The organism is Mesorhizobium sp. M0293 (assembly GCF_040321735.1).
Classification (GTDB): domain Bacteria; phylum Pseudomonadota; class Alphaproteobacteria; order Rhizobiales; family Rhizobiaceae; genus Mesorhizobium.
Window position 1 is genome coordinate 15232 of the sequence record NZ_JAMYSA010000008.1, and the last position, 15686, is coordinate 30917.

Genomic DNA, 15686 nt, shown 5'->3' on the forward strand with positions numbered 1-15686 from the left:
ATCGGGAATCCATGAACGAAGCGCGCAAGACACTCCCGGCAGTCTCGGTCGCCATCGTGCGCGCGAATACCGTGCTACTGGTCAAGCGAGCCCGGCAACCCTCACAAGGGCTCTATGCCTTTCCGGGCGGCAAGGTCGAGCCCGGCGAAACGCTGGAGCAGGCTGCCGCCCGTGAACTGCTGGAAGAGACCGGCCTGCGAGCCACCGATTATCGACCGCTTCGGGAAATCCACATCGACGGCAGGGACGACAGCCACCCGGTCGATTATCTCCTCACGGTCTTCGGCGCCGCCTATGCCGGCGGCGAGGCGGTGGCCAACGACGACGCCGAGACAGCCGCCTTCTATACGCTCAGCGAGATGGCGGCACTGCCGCTTGCCGGCTCGGTGTTCGCGGTCGCCGAAGACTTGTTGAATTCCGGCGGAAGCGGCGGGCCGCAGCCCTGAAAATCGCCTTGCGGGCGACAAATTGTTTCGCCACAAAGGCTTATGCTGTTTGGCAGAGCCAGAACGGCTTATGCCGTTCGGCAGAGAACCTTATGATATGAACCGTCCATCCCTGCTCCTTGCCATATGTCTTGTTGCCAGCACGGCTATCTCGACGCGACCCGCGCTCAGCGCCGATTCGCCGTTCGAGCCCGGGTTGATGCGGCTGGCGGAGGTTCTGGGGTCGCTGCATTTCCTGCGCAATTTGTGCGGCGAGAAAGGCGACCAGTGGCGTGTCGAGATGGAGAAGCTGCTCGATTCGGAAAATCCGGACGCCGAGCGGCGCGCCCGCTTCATCGCCAGCTTCAATCGCGGCTACCGCTCCTTCGGCGGCATCTATACGCAGTGCACCCCTTCGGCGACCGAGGCCATCAGCCGCTATATGAAGGAAGGCGAGACGCTGTCGCGCGACATTGCCTCGCGTTACGGAAATTAGGCATTTCGGTTGCTCATCAACAACTATCCGGACAATTGCCGGCGACAGCCGATATATCCGACTTGTGCCAGGCGACATCTTGGTGCAATCCTCATGTGGCACTTCTGCAACAGTATTAACGAAACCTTACCGCGAGAATGCGGAATTAACTCAAACTGAAGGTTTTCGCCCCGCAGGCAGCCCTAATCGGCTAAGTTTGACTCGAGTTGAATGCAGCTTCGCGCAAGGCAATCGGGCTTTGTAAAAGACGATCAAAAAAATGTCGTATTTACAAATACTTAATTGACCCTGCGTGTGAAATGAACAGATCAAGCCTGATCCACATTGACGGATCGCTGCTTGAAAGGGTGGACATTCGCTTATGGAACATGGTGTCAACGACATCGACGCGCTGGTCAGGGAAGAGAAGCGCCTGACCGCCGTGGAAAGCCACAGCGAGGCATGGGCGGAAGGTCTCTCCGCCGGCATAGAGCCCGAGATCATTGCCGAAGCAGCGCTCGAAACCGCCTTCGGCGAGATGTTGCGTGCCAATGGCGAGACCTCGGCCCTTGCCCTGCTCGACCGTATGCGTGAAAAGGTGATTGCTGGCGCCTTCGAACCTGAACGGCTGCGGCACTGAACCGACCTCCGGTTCTTTGACGACGGAATGCCGCTCGGGCGTCATGCCCGGAAGCAGGGAGAAACGGGCAGTGAGTTTTTCGATGTCAGGCAAGCCGCGTGGCCTGGCCCTTTGCATCTGCTTCGCCGCTTGCTGTGCCGCGATTCCCCTGATCGTATGTTTCGTGAGCAGCCCCGCCTATGCGCTGCGCGAGATCAAGCGCGAAGAGCTTCCCCCACCAGCCACGCCGGCGGCCGACGGCGACATCTCGCCGCCGGGAAGCACCGTGCCAATGCCCAATCCGGTCGGAACGCCGCCTCCGACCAGCCAGCCGGTTCCTCCGGCCGAATCCGAGCCCGACAGTCCGGCGGATGGCGGCGTGACCAGGCCGCGCGTCGATCCGGACACGCCGGTGCCCGAGGTTGTCTACGATCTCGGCAAGCTGCCGGAACCGGTTCGGCGCATGCACGATCTGATCGTCGAGGCTTGCAAGGGCGGTGACATCGAAAAGCTGCGGCCCTTGATCGGCCAGGGCGACAGCATGACGCAGATATCGCTGACCGACATAGACGGTGATGCCATCGCCTTCCTCAAGGGTCTCTCCAGTGATCCGGATGGGCAGGAGATTCTGGCCATTCTGGAAGAGGTGCTCAATGCCGGTTATGTCCATCTCGATGCCGGCAAGCCGGAAGAGCTCTATGTGTGGCCGTACTTTTTCGCCCTGCCGTTGGACAAGTTGGACGCCAAGCAGCGGGTCGAACTGTTCAAGATCGTCACCGCGGGCGATTTCGACGACATGAAGCAGTTCGGCGCCTATATTTTCTATCGCGTTGGCATCACGCCCTCAGGGCAATGGACCTTCTTCGTCGCCGGGGATTGAGCCAGCTATCGACGTGGTCCCTCGTCGATTCCGGCATCCGGCCATATGCGAGCGGCTTCCCCTCGAAGAAGCGAAATAGTATCCGCCGCCACGCTGGAGTCCATTTGCAGGATATCGGCTGCGTTGCGTAGCTCGTCCTTGTCCTGAAGCTTGTTCACCACCCATGCGACCTTGTGCTGAATGTCTGGCCCGTAAGCAGTTTGCGCCTTGCCGAGCGCTTCGATCGGGATTTCGCCATACGCGTCAATCAACATTCCAAGATCGATAGCATCGCGATATGCGGTTGCGCGGTCCTGGCATCGATCGGCATTGGCCAGCAACTTCTCGGCAAACATGTCTGCGGGGACGAGGATCGATACATTCAGATCGTTGTCGAAATGACCTTGCAGTCTGATGCGGCCTTCGCGGATGACTTCGAATCTGATCGATTGCCCTTTCAATCGTACAATCGTCCTCAAGCCATACTGGTCGATCTGGAAATCCCGAACGGCCTCCACGGGCGCGGGAAAGAACGCCCTAACTCCTCTTTCGGCCGCCCAGGTCCGCAGTTCGCGATAACCGTCGGCGTCGGCACACAGGAAGTCGACATCCAGCGACCGTCGGTATTCGCCGAATTTCATGACGATCGCCGTGCCGCCACCGAACCAGCATTGGTTTGCGGTCAGGAAACGGTGATCCATCAATCCGAGGGCTTCGGCAATGATCCGATGTTCAGGCTTCTTGAATTTCGTCATGATTTCCGCTCGCGGTGTGTCCCGTTGATGTTCCAGCTGCGAGGTGAAGATCAGAAGAGGGGAACAAACTTCAGACAGTGGTCAAAAGGATGCCGTGACCAAACTTGTCTGCCAGAGTCTGGATAAGCAGCTTTTCACGCGTCGTAAGCCGCTTTTGATCGACAAAACGCCAATTCCGCTCGTATAGCGCAAATGCCTCCTCGGCCGGAATTGGGCGTGCTGCATCGCGGTTCCAGGCAAGCGCTTGGAGTTCCGGGAACTCAGCAGGGACAATCGTGGGCGCGAGATCGGCGTTCATATCCCAATTAACTTAGTGGATTGTCCTTAAAAAATCCAACGCCGTAGCAACAGCTACCCCGCCAATGCTTCGGAGAATTCCACCGCTTTGCCCTGGCTCGGCGTGGTAATCTCCCCTTCCCACATCACACGCAGGCCGCGAATGAAGGTGCCGACAGGCCAGCCGGTCACTTCCCTGCCGTCGTAAGGCGTCCAGCCGGCTTTCGAGCCGGCCTGCGCGTTGGTGATGGTTTCGCGCCGCTTCATATCGACGACGGTGAAGTCGGCGTCGTAGCCGGCGGCGATGCGACCCTTTCTCGCCATGCCGAAGATGCGTTGCGGGCCGTGGCTGGACAGGTCGACAAAGCGCTGCAGCGTCAGCCGGCCGGCATTGACGTGGTCGAGCATGATCGGCACCAACGTCTGCACGCCGGTCATCCCCGAGGGCGAGACCGGATAGGGCTTGGCCTTCTCGGCCAGCGTGTGCGGGGCGTGGTCGGAGCCGAGCACATCGACGATGCCTTGCGCGATGCCGTGCCAGACGCCATCGCGATGGCGCGCGGTGCGCACCGGCGGGTTCATCTGGATCAGGGTACCGAGCCGCGCATAGTCGTCGGCGCTCAGCGTCAAATGATGCGGCGTCGCTTCGCAGGTCGCGACATCCTTGTGCTGTTCGAGGAGCAAGATCTCCTCGGCGGTCGAGATGTGCAGGACATGGATCCGGGCACGCGCTTGCCGAGCGATGCGCACAAGCCGTTCCGTGCAGCGCAAGGCGGCGATCTCGTCGCGCCATACCGGGTGCGATGACGGATCGCCCTCGATGCGCATGCCCAGACGCTCGCGCAGCCGGAACTCGTCCTCGGAATGGAAGGCGGCACGGCGGCGTGTGTTTCTAAGGATCGATGCCACGCCTTCGTCATCCTCAACCAGCAGATCGCCGGTGGACGAGCCCATGAACACCTTGATCCCCGCAGCACCCGGTAGCCGCTCAAGCTCGCCGACGTGTTTCGCGTTCTCACGGGTGCCGCCAACCCAGAAGGCGAAATCGCAATGCATGCGACCGCTGCCGCGCCGCACCTTGTCGGCAAGGGCTGCCTCGCTGGTGGTCAGCGGATTGGTGTTGGGCATTTCGAACACGGCGGTGACACCGCCCAGCACCGCCGCGCGCGAACCGGTCTCCAGATCTTCCTTGTGCTCCAGTCCCGGCTCACGAAAATGCACCTGGCTGTCGATGACACCCGGCAGGATATGCAGGCCGCGGCAATCGATCGTCTCGCCGGCCGAGGCCTGGCGGAGATCGCCGATGGCGGCGATGCGCCCGTCCTTCACGCCGATGTCGCGAGCCCCTTCGCCGTCATGGTTGACCACGGTGCCGCCTGTCAGGATGAGGTCGTAGATCATGGCCATGCTCTCTTGCGGGGGGAGTGTCAGCGGCTTACGTAAAGGCCGACCGTTTTGCAAGATCAGGCTGCTTTTCCGCCCATGCCCTTTGCCCAGCTCAAAGACCGCGCGCTCATCTCCGTGTCAGGCCCGGATGCCGAGCATTTTTTGCAGAACATCCTGACCACCGATCTCGACGTATTGGCTCCCGGCGAAGCCAAGCCCGGCGCGCTGCTGACGCCGCAAGGCAAGATCTTGTTCGATTTCCTGATCTCGCGTGCCGGCGAGAATGCATTCCGGCTCGAATGCCGTGCCGATATCTCGGACGATTTCATACGCCGGCTGACGCTCTACAAACTGCGCGCCAAAGTCGAGATTGCCAAGGCGGATCAGGCACTTGTCACCGTCGCGTGGGGACATGAATCAACGCTCTCACAATCTGAATCAACGGCGGCCGCCGACACGCGCTTTCCGAAGGGTGCCGTCACGCGTTCCTATGGTGAAACAGATGAGCGCGGTGACCTTGCCGCGTGGCAAGCCTTCCGCATCGCCGGCGGTATTGCCGAAAGCGGCAGCGACTACCAGCTTGGAGACGCTTTCCCCCATGACGTGCTGCTGGACGAAACCGGCGGTGTCGGCTTCAAGAAGGGCTGCTATGTCGGCCAGGAGGTCGTCTCACGCATGCAGCATCGCGGCACGGCCAGGCGGCGCGTGCTGATTGCGTCGGCCGATGGCCCCCTACCCGCGCCGGGCACCGAGCTAACCGTCGCGGGACGGCCGGTTGGCACGCTCGGCTCGAGCGTCGGCATGACCGGTCTGGCCATTGCCCGCATCGACAGGGTCAAGGCGGCACTCGACGCCAGCCAACCGATTATGGCCGGGGACGCCGCCGTTTCACTTGCCATCCCGGCCTGGGCAAAATTCGCCTTCCCGCAGGAAGCCGTCAGCGCGGAGGAGGCCTGATGGCGGCCGACCGCGTCGGCGCGCCGGCACGCGCCTGGCAGCGCATGCTGTCGGGCCGCCGGCTCGACCTGCTCGATCCCTCGCCGCTCGACATCGAGATTTCGGACATCGCGCATGGGCTCGCCCGCGTTGCCCGCTGGAACGGCCAGACCAGCGGCGAACATGCCTTTTCGGTTGCCCAGCACTCGCTGTTGGTCGAGGCGTTGTTCTGCGAACTGGTGCCCGAGGCTTCGGCCGATACCCGGCTGGCGGCACTGCTGCACGACGCCCCCGAATATGTCATCGGCGACATGATCTCGCCGTTCAAATCGGTGATGGGCGGCAGCTACAAGGACTGTGAGTTGCGGTTGCAGCGCGCCATCCATCTGCGTTTCTCGCTGCCGGAACCAAGTGCCGCACTGCGCAAGGAGATCAAGCGCGCCGACCAGATCGCCGCCTATTTCGAAGCAACGCTGCTTGCCGGTTTTTCGACCGCCGAGGCGACCGAGTTCTTCGGCCGTCCGCGCGGCTTCAATGCCGACCGCTTCGATTTCACGCCACGCTCGGTGACCTGGGCGCAGAATGCGTTCCTGAAGCGGTTTTCCGCGATCGAGAAGGCGCGGCATCAGGTTTCGGCGGCCGCAATCGGCTAAAAACGCTAAATTAACCGGCGGCGATCACAGTAGCTCGTTCGATCACGATCCGCAGGCGCGCCTCATGCCCGTCGCTGATGCCAAGGATGGTTCGGCCGTCCCGGAACGGGACGCCGAAGGCATGGATCGCTCCCGCCACATGGAAAACGAACTGCGCGAACAGAATGAACGCTTTTCGGCCGCGGTCGAGAACATGTCGCATGGGCTGTGCATGTTCGACGCCGACGAGCGGATGATCATCTGTAACGGCAACTACATCAACATCTTCTGTCTCGACGCCAAATTGGTGCGGCCGGGCATCCATTTAATCGACATCCTGCGGCACAGCGTCGACATCGGCATCGCGTCGCAAAGCGCCGACGAACTCTACGCCATCCGCAAGCCCTATATCGACCAGGCGAGACCCTCGACCTATGAGGAAACGTTGTCGGATGGCCGCATCATCAACATCTCGCATCGTCCGCTGGCCTTGGGCGGCTGGGTTTCGATCTACGAAGACATCACCGTACAGCGGCGCGCCGAACAGGATCTCAAGGAGCAGCACCGCCGCTTCGACGCAGCACTTGCCAACATGTCGCAAGGCCTGCTGATGTATGATGCCGACGGCAAGATGATCGTGCGCAATGGGCGTTTTCTGGAACTCTACAACGTCACCGCAGCGGACTTCCCGCTCGGAACGACGCACCGCGACGCGCTCGAACGATTGCTGGAGCTCGGCATCTATACGAAGATCGACGTCGACAGCGAAGTCGCCAAAACCGAAGCCTGCCTGGTGGCGGGAAAAATGCATTCGGCGTATCGGCATCTTACCGACGGCAGGACGGTTCTGGTCACACGCCAGCCGATGAGCGGCGGCGGCTGGGTAGCGACTTTCGACGATGTCACCGAACGCCGCCGCACCGAAGAGCGCATGGCGCATCTTGCGCATCATGACACGCTGACCGGGTTGCCCAACCGCCAGATGTTTCGCGAACGGCTGGACCTTGCGCTGGAAGACCCGGCGGCCACGCCTCTGGCAATCTTCTCGCTCGATCTCGACCGCTTCAAGGCCGTCAACGACACTTGGGGGCATCCGGCCGGCGACTGGCTGCTGAAAAGCGTGGCCGAAAGGCTGCAACGTTGCCTGCGTGATGAGACAGACATCGTCGCCCGCTTCGGCGGCGACGAATTCGTCATCATCAAGTTCGATTTCAAAAGCATCGCCGATGCCGAAAAACTGGCAAAGCGGATCGTCGAGGCGATTACAAAACCGTTCCGCGACAAAAACCGGGATATTCATGTCGGCATCAGCCTGGGCATCGCCGTTTTTCCAGAAGATGGCAGGGACGCCGACACGCTGTTGAAAAACGCCGATACGGCGCTGTACAGGGCGAAGAGCGAAGGGCGCAACCTGTACCGCTTCTTCGAGCCCGGAATGGACGCCATGGTGCTGGCACGGCGCGCACTTGAGACCGATCTCGAGGCTGCGCTGCCGCGCCAGGAATTCGATCTCGATTTCCAGCCCATCATGAACATAGCCACCGGCTCGATTGTCGGCGCGGAAGCCTTGATGCGCTGGCATTCGCCGGAGCGCGGTACGGTGGCGCCGGACAGCTTCATTCCGGTCGCCGAAGAAACCGGACTGATCGTGCCGCTTGGCGAGTGGGCGCTGAGGAAAGCCTGCACTGCGGCGGCAAGCTGGCCTGCCGGCCTGCGCATCGCGGTCAATGTCTCGGCCGTGCAGCTCAAAAGCGGCGGCTTTGCCCGCAGCGTCATCTCGGCTCTCGCCTTTTCCGGCGTGCCCGCTGCCCAGCTGGAGCTGGAAATCACCGAAACGGTGCTGATGGACGAGAGCAAGGCGGTGTTGAAGACACTGCGACAGTTGCGCGAACTGGGCATCCGGATCGCGCTGGACGATTTCGGCACCGGCTATTCCTCGCTCGGCTACCTCAGGCGTTTTCCCGTCGACAAGATCAAGATCGACCGTTCGTTCATTCGCGACATCGGCAATCGCGACACTGCGGCGATCGTTCGCACCATCATCGGACTGGGCGCCGAGCTTGGCATCACCGTCACCGCGGAGGGTGTCGAGACCGAAATGCAGCTCGACATCCTGCGCGGCAATGGTTGTGTCGAGGCGCAGGGCTATCTGATCGGCGTGCCGTCAAAGGCGGCGGACATTCAGCGTCTGCTGAAATCCCGCGCGTTGCACAGCCAGACCGGTTGAAGTCGGCCATCATCAATGCAGTGTCTCGATGTATTTGCCGTGGAAGCTGACATAGCCCGGCTCGACCACCTTCAAATGCCGCTCGATCAGCGCATGAAACCGCGGCAGTTGATGAAACGGCACACCGGGATAGGCATGATGCTCGGCATGGAACGGCATGTTCCACGCCAGCTTGCGGACCAGCCAGTTGGTCAGTGTGGTCCTGGTGTTCTCCAGCATGTTGGCGACGAACGGACAACGACCGTGCTCGGCCAAGAGATAGAGGCGCAGAAACGGCTGTCCCAACAGAGCGGGCAATATCCAGACATAGAGAAGCACCGAGAGCCGGAAATAAACGGCCAGCAGAATGACCACGACATAAAAGGCAATCATGGCGCGCGCCTCGATGCGCACCTTGTCATAGCCTTTTGACGGAACGTAGCTTCCCCGGCCTCGGTCAATCGCGTTGGCATAAAGCGTCTTGAGGTGGCCGCACCACAACGGGATACCAGAGACATGGACGAGATATTGCCGCCATGTCTCCGGTTTGGGGAAGGCCAGCTCCGGGTCGTTTTGCGGATCCTGCGTGTATCGATGGTGGGCGAAATGGAAGTAGCGAAACCAGTCCGCCGGCAGCGCGATCGCCAGGCTGCACACCCGTGCCACGGCATCGTTCAGCCATTGCGTTTCGAAAGCCGTGCGATGGACCGTTTCGTGCAGCAACGTGAACAGGAACACGATGAGGATGCCTTGCGGCAGCATCAGCAGCGGCCAGAACGGCACCTTGGCTGCGATCAGCGATCCGATCATCATGATCGCGCCCCAATGAGCGCCGAGTTGGACGAGACCCATAACATCGGACTTGGTGGTCAGGCGGTTGCGCTCTTCCTGCGTCAAGGATGCAATAATGTCGCGATGATCCACGGGCTTCGATCCATGCTGGGGTTGACGAAATCCACTGTAGTCAATGAAAAAACTTTCCAAAAACGACGATTTCTGCAATTTAGATAAGCTAAGCTTATCTATCTGGCGGTCATGGTCACACTTCCATCTCTCAAAGGACTTCAGGCCTTCGAGGCTGCGGCGCGTGCTGGCAGCTTTGCCGCGGCGGCGGAAGAGCTTTCGGTATCGGCCGCCGCCGTCAGCCAGCTCATCCGGACCGTCGAGGAGCAGATGGGCCGCAAGCTGTTCCACCGCGTCAACCGGCGCGTCGTCCTCACCGAGGCCGGCGTCGAGATGCTGCCCAGGCTGACCATGGCCTTCCAGGAGATCGGCAGCGTCTCGCGCGAACTGGGCGGCGATGCATTCCGCCCGCGCCTGGTCGTATCGGTACCGCCATCCATGGCCATGGGTTGGCTTTCGCAGCGTCTCGCCGGTTTTGTCGCAAGCCGTGGCGCCGTCGACATATCGCTCAGAGGCGACGACGACCCGGTGCCGTTCGACCGTGAGCTGATCGACATCAGGCTCACTTATGGCCCGCATTATCGCGAGCACCCGACCGAGGATATCGTCCAGGACGCAGTCTATCCCGTGTGTGCGCCCGGGCTGGCCGACATGATCAAGCCCGACGGCCTCGCCGGCCTGCCGCTCATCCATACCGGCTGGGGACCGACCGGTGCGTTCTTTCCGTCCTGGAACAACTGGTTCGAGGCGGCCGGCATCGAGCCCGGCCGGGCAGCGCAGCGCGGCCTCTCGGCCAACTCGTCGCGCGCGGCACTCGACCTTGGCATTTCGGGATTGGGCGTAGCGCTGGCGCAAGGGATCTACTGTGCCGCGGCGCTGGAGGACGGTCGGCTTGTCAGGCCCGTTGCCCGGGCGCTGGAGCTGCGCCAGCCCTATTGCCTGACGATCCCGGAGCGCAGCGCGAGGCGCGATGTCGTGGCGGCGTTTCGCCAGTGGCTGATCGACGAATGCCAGCGCGCAGTGAGCTCGCCGGCACTCCGTTGACCTGACAGGCGACGATGGTCAGAGGTGCTCGCTCAATGCCTCTGCCACGTCCTTGTTTGTCGCCACGGAACGATCTCGAATTCCACCGGATCCGCCCATTCGAATGACCCAACGCCGCGTGACATCAAATTACCGCCCGGGTCGATCCAGCCGCTCCAGGAACCATTGCGTCAACCGCACCCAGACTTCGTCCTTTTCGCCGGAATCCTCCCAGCCATGGTCGAGGTTGGGATTGTCGTTGACCTCGATGACGAAGACGCCGTCCTTGGTTTCCTTGAGGTCGACGCCATAGAGCCCGTCACCGATGCAGCGCGCCGCCTTCACCGCCGTCTCGACGACATGCGCCGGCGTTTCCTTCAGCGTAAAGGTCTTGATGCCGCCCTGGTCGGGCTTGCCGCTGGCCTTGTGATTGACGATCTGCCAGTGCTTCTTGGCCATCAGATAGTGGACGGCAAATAATGGCTGGCCGCCAAGCACGCCGACGCGCCAGTCATACTCGGTCGGGATGAATTTCTGCGCGATCAGAAGATCGGAATCCTCCAGCCATTCGGTGGCAAGCGTCTTCAGTTCCTCGAAATTGGCGCATTTCTTGACGCCGCGCGAGAACGACGAATCCGGGATTTTCAGCACCAGCGGAAAGCCCAGTGTCTGCGCCGCAAGTTCGAGGTCCGAAGTGCCGGCGATCATCACCGTCGGCGGCACCGGCACCTTGTTGTAGGCCATCAGCTCGTTGAGATAGACCTTGTTGGTACAGCGGATCATCGACAGCGGATCGTCGATGACCGGCATGCCTTCCTGCTGGGCGCGGCGGGCGAAACGGTAGGTGTGGTTGGAGATCGAGGTGGTCTCGCGGATGAACAGCGCGTCGTAGTTTGCCAGTTTGGCAAGGTCCCGCTTGGTGATCGGCTCGATTTCGACGCCCATCTTCTCGGCGATCTTGGCCCAGTAACGCAGCGACGATATCTCCGACGGCGGCAATTCCTCATGCGGATCGACCAGCGTGGCGAAGGTGTAGCGTGCCGGCGTGCGGCCCTTGGTGTCGCGCCATTCGCGGTTGGTGTAGGTCTCCAGGCACTGGATGAAGCTTTTTTCCTCGTCCTCGGTCATCCGCGCCAGCGGATGGAAGCCGATCTTGCGGATCGAGGCCCATTCTGCGCTGTCCTTGATGTGGACTTCGAGCGCGGGTGCGCGGAACCAGTCGAACAACAGTTTGGCGAAGCGGTCCCAGATTTTCGACGGTCCGATGCCGAAGAAGATGCAGACCTTTTGCGGAAAGGGGCCGCCAAGATCCTTACGGCATTTGTTGAGCGCCAGTTCCAGTTCCGGCAACGCGTGCTCATAGAGCTTGCGCTCCGACAGGTCGATTATCGTCTCGACGGTCGGGATCACCTTGTGCCCGCGCGAGCTTGCCAGCAGCGAGGCATAGTAGCCGCGGCTCTGGTAGGCGTAATTGTTCGACAGGTTGATGACCTTCGGCCGCTGGCCGCGAAACAGCGACGGATGCGCGAGATAGTCGCGATTGGTGATGATCTTGTGTGGCGTCGCCACCTGGTCGAGATCGCTCTGCCTGCCTGTAAGAATAACCCAGGTCATTGTTATCAGCGCTTTCCCAGAGTGATGGCGGCACGCAGTCCGTCGCGGCCGAACTGCGCCATGTTCATGAAGATGCCGTAAGGCACGGGAATGTTGGCGGCATCAAGGATGGTCTCCTGCCTTTCGTCCTCGACCCAAGGATCGTGGATCAGGATATGGTCGCCGTCATCGCCGATCGCCAGCACCCAATGCGGCACCTTCTTGCCGAACATCAGGAAGCCGCTGATCAGCACCAGCACCAGTTTCCCCTGAGCGATCGCGGCCCTGATATCGTCGATGGTGAATGCACGGTAATTCACCGGGATGCCGTAAAGTTCCGCGCGCCGGCGAAAGTCGACCTGGGCCAGTTCCATCACCCGGCGCTTGTCCTCGCTGCGCACCGATTGCAGGAACAGCGCGCCGTAGAAGGAAACGTAGATCTCCGCCGCAAGCCCGCTTTCGTACCCCGAGACAGCGAGACCGAACGGTTCGCAACCACCGGGGCCCGACATCATGAAGACGGTCGTCGCCTCACGCCACAGGCGGATTTCCATGATCGGATCCGGCACGAAGCCACGATCGAAATTGGCCATGGCCATCATCAGGCAGCACGGGCCGCAGGTGAATTCGCAGGTCTGCTGATAGAACGGCACCTTGGTGCCGATCGGAATGTCGCCGCGCAGGGTTTTTTCATAGCGCAGTGCCGTCTCGCCATCCTCATAGTAGCCGGGTTCGCGGCCGATCTTGCGATAGCCGGCCTGTTCGTAGATCCGGATCGCGCGGCTGTTGTCCTCGCGCACCTCGAGACGCAGCATCATGCGGTCATGCTCGAAGGCGGCGTCTTCGGCGGATCCGAGCAGCACGCGGCCAACACCCAGCCCACCGAAAAACGGACTGGTAGCGATCGAGTAGAGGCGCGCCACGCCACTGCCCTTGCGAAACAGCACGATCGCATAGCCGGCCAGGCGGCCATCGACTTCCGCGACCAGTGTCTCGGCGGTTTCGCGCTCGATGAACAGGCGGAAGGAGCGACGGGAAATGCGGTCGCTTGAGAAAACAGCTTTCTCGATGGCGGCGAGGTCATCGACGTCAGATGCGCGGGCCGTGCGGATCTCGGCAGGCATGCGGCTTGAGAAAACCTCGATTGGTGGGGAAATGCCCTACTCGAAAACGTTCAAGACATCAGCCGAAATACTGACGGCCAGAAAGCGCTATCGCACCTCGAATAGGGCCGAATTGTGACAGATTCGACGGCAGTCGGCGATGTAAAAACGCGTTGAACCAGATCACCAATATAGATCGGTGTTGCCATCAAAAGCGGCGGCTGTTCAACCGGCCAGGCCGGCCAAAAGCTGGCCATAGGCGCTCTTTGCCACAACGGCCAATTGCTCGCGCGGCAGCGAGCCGACGACGGCGCAGCCATAGCCCTTGTCCAGCCAGTAGACGGCCCGGGGACCGTCTTGCGCCGATGCATAGGTTCCCTTGGCATTTTCCGCCGATTCCGCCGTGACGTAGAGAGATATGCGCTGTCCATTGCCGTCCTCGTATAGCAGCATGGCGGCCTTGCTCTCGCCCGCCGGCAACAGCCGGCCGCCGATCAACTGGAAACCGTTCGCGGTCAGGTCCGGCGCCACCAGCTTCAGCCCGACCCGGTTGGACAGCCAGGTTTGCAGATGGTCCTTGTCGCTGGCCGGCACTTCGACCGCATGCCGCTTTTCGGCGGCAAAGATGACATGGGCCGCGATTGCCTGCTCGGCCAGCCGATCTTCCGCAGGGTCTTCCTGCCCGATGCCGTCGATGCCGGCAAGGTAACCGCCAAGCCCGCCGGCGACCAGAAGCACTGCAGCTGCAGCGGCAAACCACCAGCGTGAGCGTGGCATAGCTGCCCTGGCCGATGGCTCGCCAAGCACGACCTTGCGCAACCGCGCCGGCACGGGTTCGTCCAACACGCCGGCGAAGGCGGTCCGCAACGCCGTCCGATCGGCAGTGAAGCGAGCGCTCTTGGCCTTCATCTCGGGATTGGCGTCGAGCCAGGCATCGTAAGCGGCGCGCTCGTCGCTGGGCAACTCGCCATCGAGCGCCATGTGGATGTCACGTTCGGAGAAGTCACGACGGATCATTTCTCGACGATCCTTATCGCACGGCGCCGCGCTGTGTCGTCCAGCAACCCGCGCAATTCCTCGCGCCCGCGCGCAATGCGCGACATCAGCGTGCCGGCAGGCACGCCTAGAATGTTGGCGGCTTCGGCATAGGAAAAACCTTCGATGGCAACCATGACAAGGGCTGCGCGGCGGTCGGGGCTGATCGCCTGCAACGCGTCGATGATCTCGCGCGAGGCGATGCTCTCCATCTGCTCGGCCGGCTGGGCAACGGCCTCGCCGGCTTCCAACGGCAGCATCGCCGCTTCGCCGCGACGGTTCACCTTGCGCATCTGGTCGATGAACAAATGATGCATGATCGTAAACAGCCACCTCCGGGGGCTTTCTCCTGTCTGCCAATTGTCGAGCCGCACAAGCGCCCGCTCGAGGCAATCCTGGACGAGGTCGTCGGCAGCGTCGCCGTCGCGCAAAAGCGAGCGTGCGTAGCGGCGCAGGCGCGGTATTTCGCCAAGGATTGCAGCCTTCTTTTCGTCCATGACCGCTGTTTCTGGGGTCGCCTTGTTGATCTCGATTGAACGCGTCTTCTCGGCGCGGCGCAAGCGGCCAGCGCGAAGCGGTCCGCCGCCCCGGTCACCCAAGCAATGAGATAACGACATGACCGACCGTTTTATTCCCCGGCAGAAAACGGAGAGGGTATCTCGTCTTTTCCGCACGATAGACGAAAACGCGTCCGGCAGAATTGAAAATCCGCCCGGGAGAATGTATATTCAAAATCGTATATTCCGTATATTCAATTTAAGATATACCTCTGACGAGGAACCCGAGTATGTCTCTTTACATCCGTGATGACGAGGTCGACGCGCTGGCTCGCCAGTTACAGTCTGCGATCAAGGCGCCGACAAAGACGGAAGCGGTCCGGATTGCTCTCAAGCGCGAGCTTGAACGGACGAACGCCGTCCTTCCATTGAGTGAGCGCATCAAGAAGTTTCAGGACGCTGCAAGCGCACTTGGTCCTCGTGACCCGAACTTCGACATGAAAAAATTCATGGACGAAGGATGGGGAGAACCTGATGTTCCTTGATGCTTCGGCTATCATCGCGATCCTCCTGCAGGAGGCAGATGCGGACAGTCTGCTAAAAAAAGCTGAAAGTGCCGACAAGCTCTATTTTTCTCCGAGCTCCGCATTCGAAGCGATCGTTGGGATAGCCCGCAGTACATCCCTGGCGGAAAACGGCGACCAAGCCCTGACACCAGCAGTCTTAATCGATCGGTGCCAAACGATCGTTGTAGGCTTCCTGGCCGAGCTTAGGGCTGTAGAGATACCAATAGATGCACGCATCCGCGAACTCGCCATCAAAGCCGCCCGCGACTATGGTCGATATTTGGGCCATCCCGCCAAGCTGAATTTCGGAGATTGCTTCAGTTACGCGTGTGCTAAGGCTCACCGGATACCGCTGCTCTACAAGGGCAACGATTTTTCGCAGACCGACCTGGCTTGA

18 protein-coding genes are annotated in these 15686 nt (G+C 61.1%); 10 read left to right on the plus strand and 8 right to left on the minus strand.

Features of this window, described 5'->3' with window-relative positions:
- Nucleotides 1-11 precede the first annotated feature (11 nt).
- The 4 genes from NKJ06_RS05250 to NKJ06_RS05265 all read left to right on the plus strand — a co-directional run bounded on the left by NKJ06_RS05250 (nucleotide 12) and on the right by NKJ06_RS05265 (nucleotide 2399).
- On the plus strand, nucleotides 12-446 hold the full coding sequence (locus NKJ06_RS05250) for an NUDIX hydrolase (protein WP_352626938.1): 435 nt from the start codon (nucleotides 12-14) through the stop codon (nucleotides 444-446).
- Nucleotides 447-543: 97 nt separating this feature from the next.
- Nucleotides 544-921 carry a TIGR02301 family protein gene (locus tag NKJ06_RS05255; RefSeq protein ID WP_352626937.1) on the plus strand — a complete coding sequence of 126 codons (378 nt, stop codon included), beginning with the start codon at nucleotides 544-546 and terminating at the stop codon, nucleotides 919-921.
- Between the two features lie 361 nt (nucleotides 922-1282).
- The gene (locus NKJ06_RS05260) at nucleotides 1283-1540 is read left to right on the plus strand and encodes a hypothetical protein (RefSeq protein ID WP_008874920.1); all 258 of its coding nucleotides are present in this window, start codon (nucleotides 1283-1285) and stop codon (nucleotides 1538-1540) included.
- Between the two features lie 70 nt (nucleotides 1541-1610).
- Nucleotides 1611-2399, plus strand: coding sequence for a hypothetical protein (locus NKJ06_RS05265; RefSeq protein ID WP_352809297.1), 789 nt, complete (start codon nucleotides 1611-1613; stop codon nucleotides 2397-2399).
- 5 nt (nucleotides 2400-2404) lie between these two features.
- On the opposite strand, the gene NKJ06_RS05270 is transcribed toward NKJ06_RS05265, so the two are convergent.
- The 3 genes from NKJ06_RS05270 to NKJ06_RS05280 form a co-directional block, all read right to left on the minus strand.
- Nucleotides 2405-3133 carry a nucleotidyl transferase AbiEii/AbiGii toxin family protein gene (locus NKJ06_RS05270; RefSeq protein WP_352626934.1) on the minus strand — a complete coding sequence of 243 codons (729 nt, stop codon included), beginning with the start codon at nucleotides 3131-3133 and terminating at the stop codon, nucleotides 2405-2407.
- A 70-nt stretch (nucleotides 3134-3203) separates the two neighbouring features.
- On the minus strand, nucleotides 3204-3431 hold the full coding sequence (locus NKJ06_RS05275) for a hypothetical protein (protein ID WP_352626933.1): 228 nt from the start codon (nucleotides 3429-3431) through the stop codon (nucleotides 3204-3206).
- Between the two features lie 53 nt (nucleotides 3432-3484).
- Nucleotides 3485-4816, minus strand: a complete 1332-nt coding sequence (locus NKJ06_RS05280; protein ID WP_352626931.1) for a dihydroorotase — start codon at nucleotides 4814-4816, stop codon at nucleotides 3485-3487.
- A gap of 75 nt (nucleotides 4817-4891) precedes the next feature.
- Between NKJ06_RS05280 and ygfZ the strand changes: the two genes are divergently transcribed.
- The 3 genes from ygfZ (at nucleotide 4892) to NKJ06_RS05295 (ending at nucleotide 8590) form a co-directional block, all read left to right on the plus strand.
- On the plus strand, nucleotides 4892-5752 hold the full coding sequence (gene ygfZ / locus NKJ06_RS05285; protein WP_352626930.1) for a CAF17-like 4Fe-4S cluster assembly/insertion protein YgfZ: 861 nt from the start codon (nucleotides 4892-4894) through the stop codon (nucleotides 5750-5752).
- On the plus strand, nucleotides 5752-6384 hold the full coding sequence (locus NKJ06_RS05290) for an HD domain-containing protein (RefSeq protein ID WP_352626928.1): 633 nt from the start codon (nucleotides 5752-5754) through the stop codon (nucleotides 6382-6384). The genes ygfZ and NKJ06_RS05290 overlap by 1 nt, the downstream gene beginning before the upstream one ends.
- Before the next feature lie 64 nt (nucleotides 6385-6448).
- Nucleotides 6449-8590: a putative bifunctional diguanylate cyclase/phosphodiesterase gene (locus NKJ06_RS05295; protein WP_352809298.1), complete on the plus strand. Its 2142-nt coding sequence runs from the start codon at nucleotides 6449-6451 to the stop codon at nucleotides 8588-8590.
- Between the two features lie 12 nt (nucleotides 8591-8602).
- Here NKJ06_RS05295 and NKJ06_RS05300 read toward each other — a convergent pair whose 3' ends face one another.
- Nucleotides 8603-9493 (minus strand): fatty acid desaturase family protein, encoded by an 891-nt coding sequence (locus NKJ06_RS05300; RefSeq protein WP_352626926.1) that lies wholly within the window; start codon nucleotides 9491-9493, stop codon nucleotides 8603-8605.
- A 111-nt stretch (nucleotides 9494-9604) separates the two neighbouring features.
- On the opposite strand from NKJ06_RS05300, the gene NKJ06_RS05305 reads away from it, so the two are divergent.
- Nucleotides 9605-10516, plus strand: coding sequence for a LysR substrate-binding domain-containing protein (locus NKJ06_RS05305; RefSeq protein ID WP_352626924.1), 912 nt, complete (start codon nucleotides 9605-9607; stop codon nucleotides 10514-10516).
- A 129-nt stretch (nucleotides 10517-10645) separates the two neighbouring features.
- Here NKJ06_RS05305 and NKJ06_RS05310 read toward each other — a convergent pair whose 3' ends face one another.
- The 4 genes from NKJ06_RS05310 to NKJ06_RS05325 all read right to left on the minus strand — a co-directional run bounded on the left by NKJ06_RS05310 (nucleotide 10646) and on the right by NKJ06_RS05325 (nucleotide 14723).
- On the minus strand, nucleotides 10646-12109 hold the full coding sequence (locus NKJ06_RS05310; RefSeq protein ID WP_352626923.1) for a RimK family ATP-grasp domain-containing protein: 1464 nt from the start codon (nucleotides 12107-12109) through the stop codon (nucleotides 10646-10648).
- Between the two features lie 5 nt (nucleotides 12110-12114).
- Nucleotides 12115-13212 carry a peptidase C39 family protein gene (locus tag NKJ06_RS05315; RefSeq protein ID WP_352626921.1) on the minus strand — a complete coding sequence of 366 codons (1098 nt, stop codon included), beginning with the start codon at nucleotides 13210-13212 and terminating at the stop codon, nucleotides 12115-12117.
- 204 nt (nucleotides 13213-13416) lie between these two features.
- The gene (locus NKJ06_RS05320; protein ID WP_352626919.1) at nucleotides 13417-14208 is read right to left on the minus strand and encodes an anti-sigma factor family protein; all 792 of its coding nucleotides are present in this window, start codon (nucleotides 14206-14208) and stop codon (nucleotides 13417-13419) included.
- Nucleotides 14205-14723 (minus strand): sigma-70 family RNA polymerase sigma factor, encoded by a 519-nt coding sequence (locus NKJ06_RS05325; protein WP_352626917.1) that lies wholly within the window; start codon nucleotides 14721-14723, stop codon nucleotides 14205-14207. The genes NKJ06_RS05320 and NKJ06_RS05325 overlap by 4 nt, the downstream gene beginning before the upstream one ends.
- A gap of 290 nt (nucleotides 14724-15013) precedes the next feature.
- Here NKJ06_RS05325 and NKJ06_RS05330 point away from each other — a divergent pair, with 290 nt between their 5' ends.
- Nucleotides 15014-15268 (plus strand): type II toxin-antitoxin system VapB family antitoxin, encoded by a 255-nt coding sequence (locus tag NKJ06_RS05330; RefSeq protein WP_023762078.1) that lies wholly within the window; start codon nucleotides 15014-15016, stop codon nucleotides 15266-15268.
- Entirely contained in the window at nucleotides 15258-15686 is a 429-nt protein-coding gene (locus tag NKJ06_RS05335) for a type II toxin-antitoxin system VapC family toxin (protein ID WP_352626916.1), read from the plus strand. The genes NKJ06_RS05330 and NKJ06_RS05335 overlap by 11 nt, the downstream gene beginning before the upstream one ends.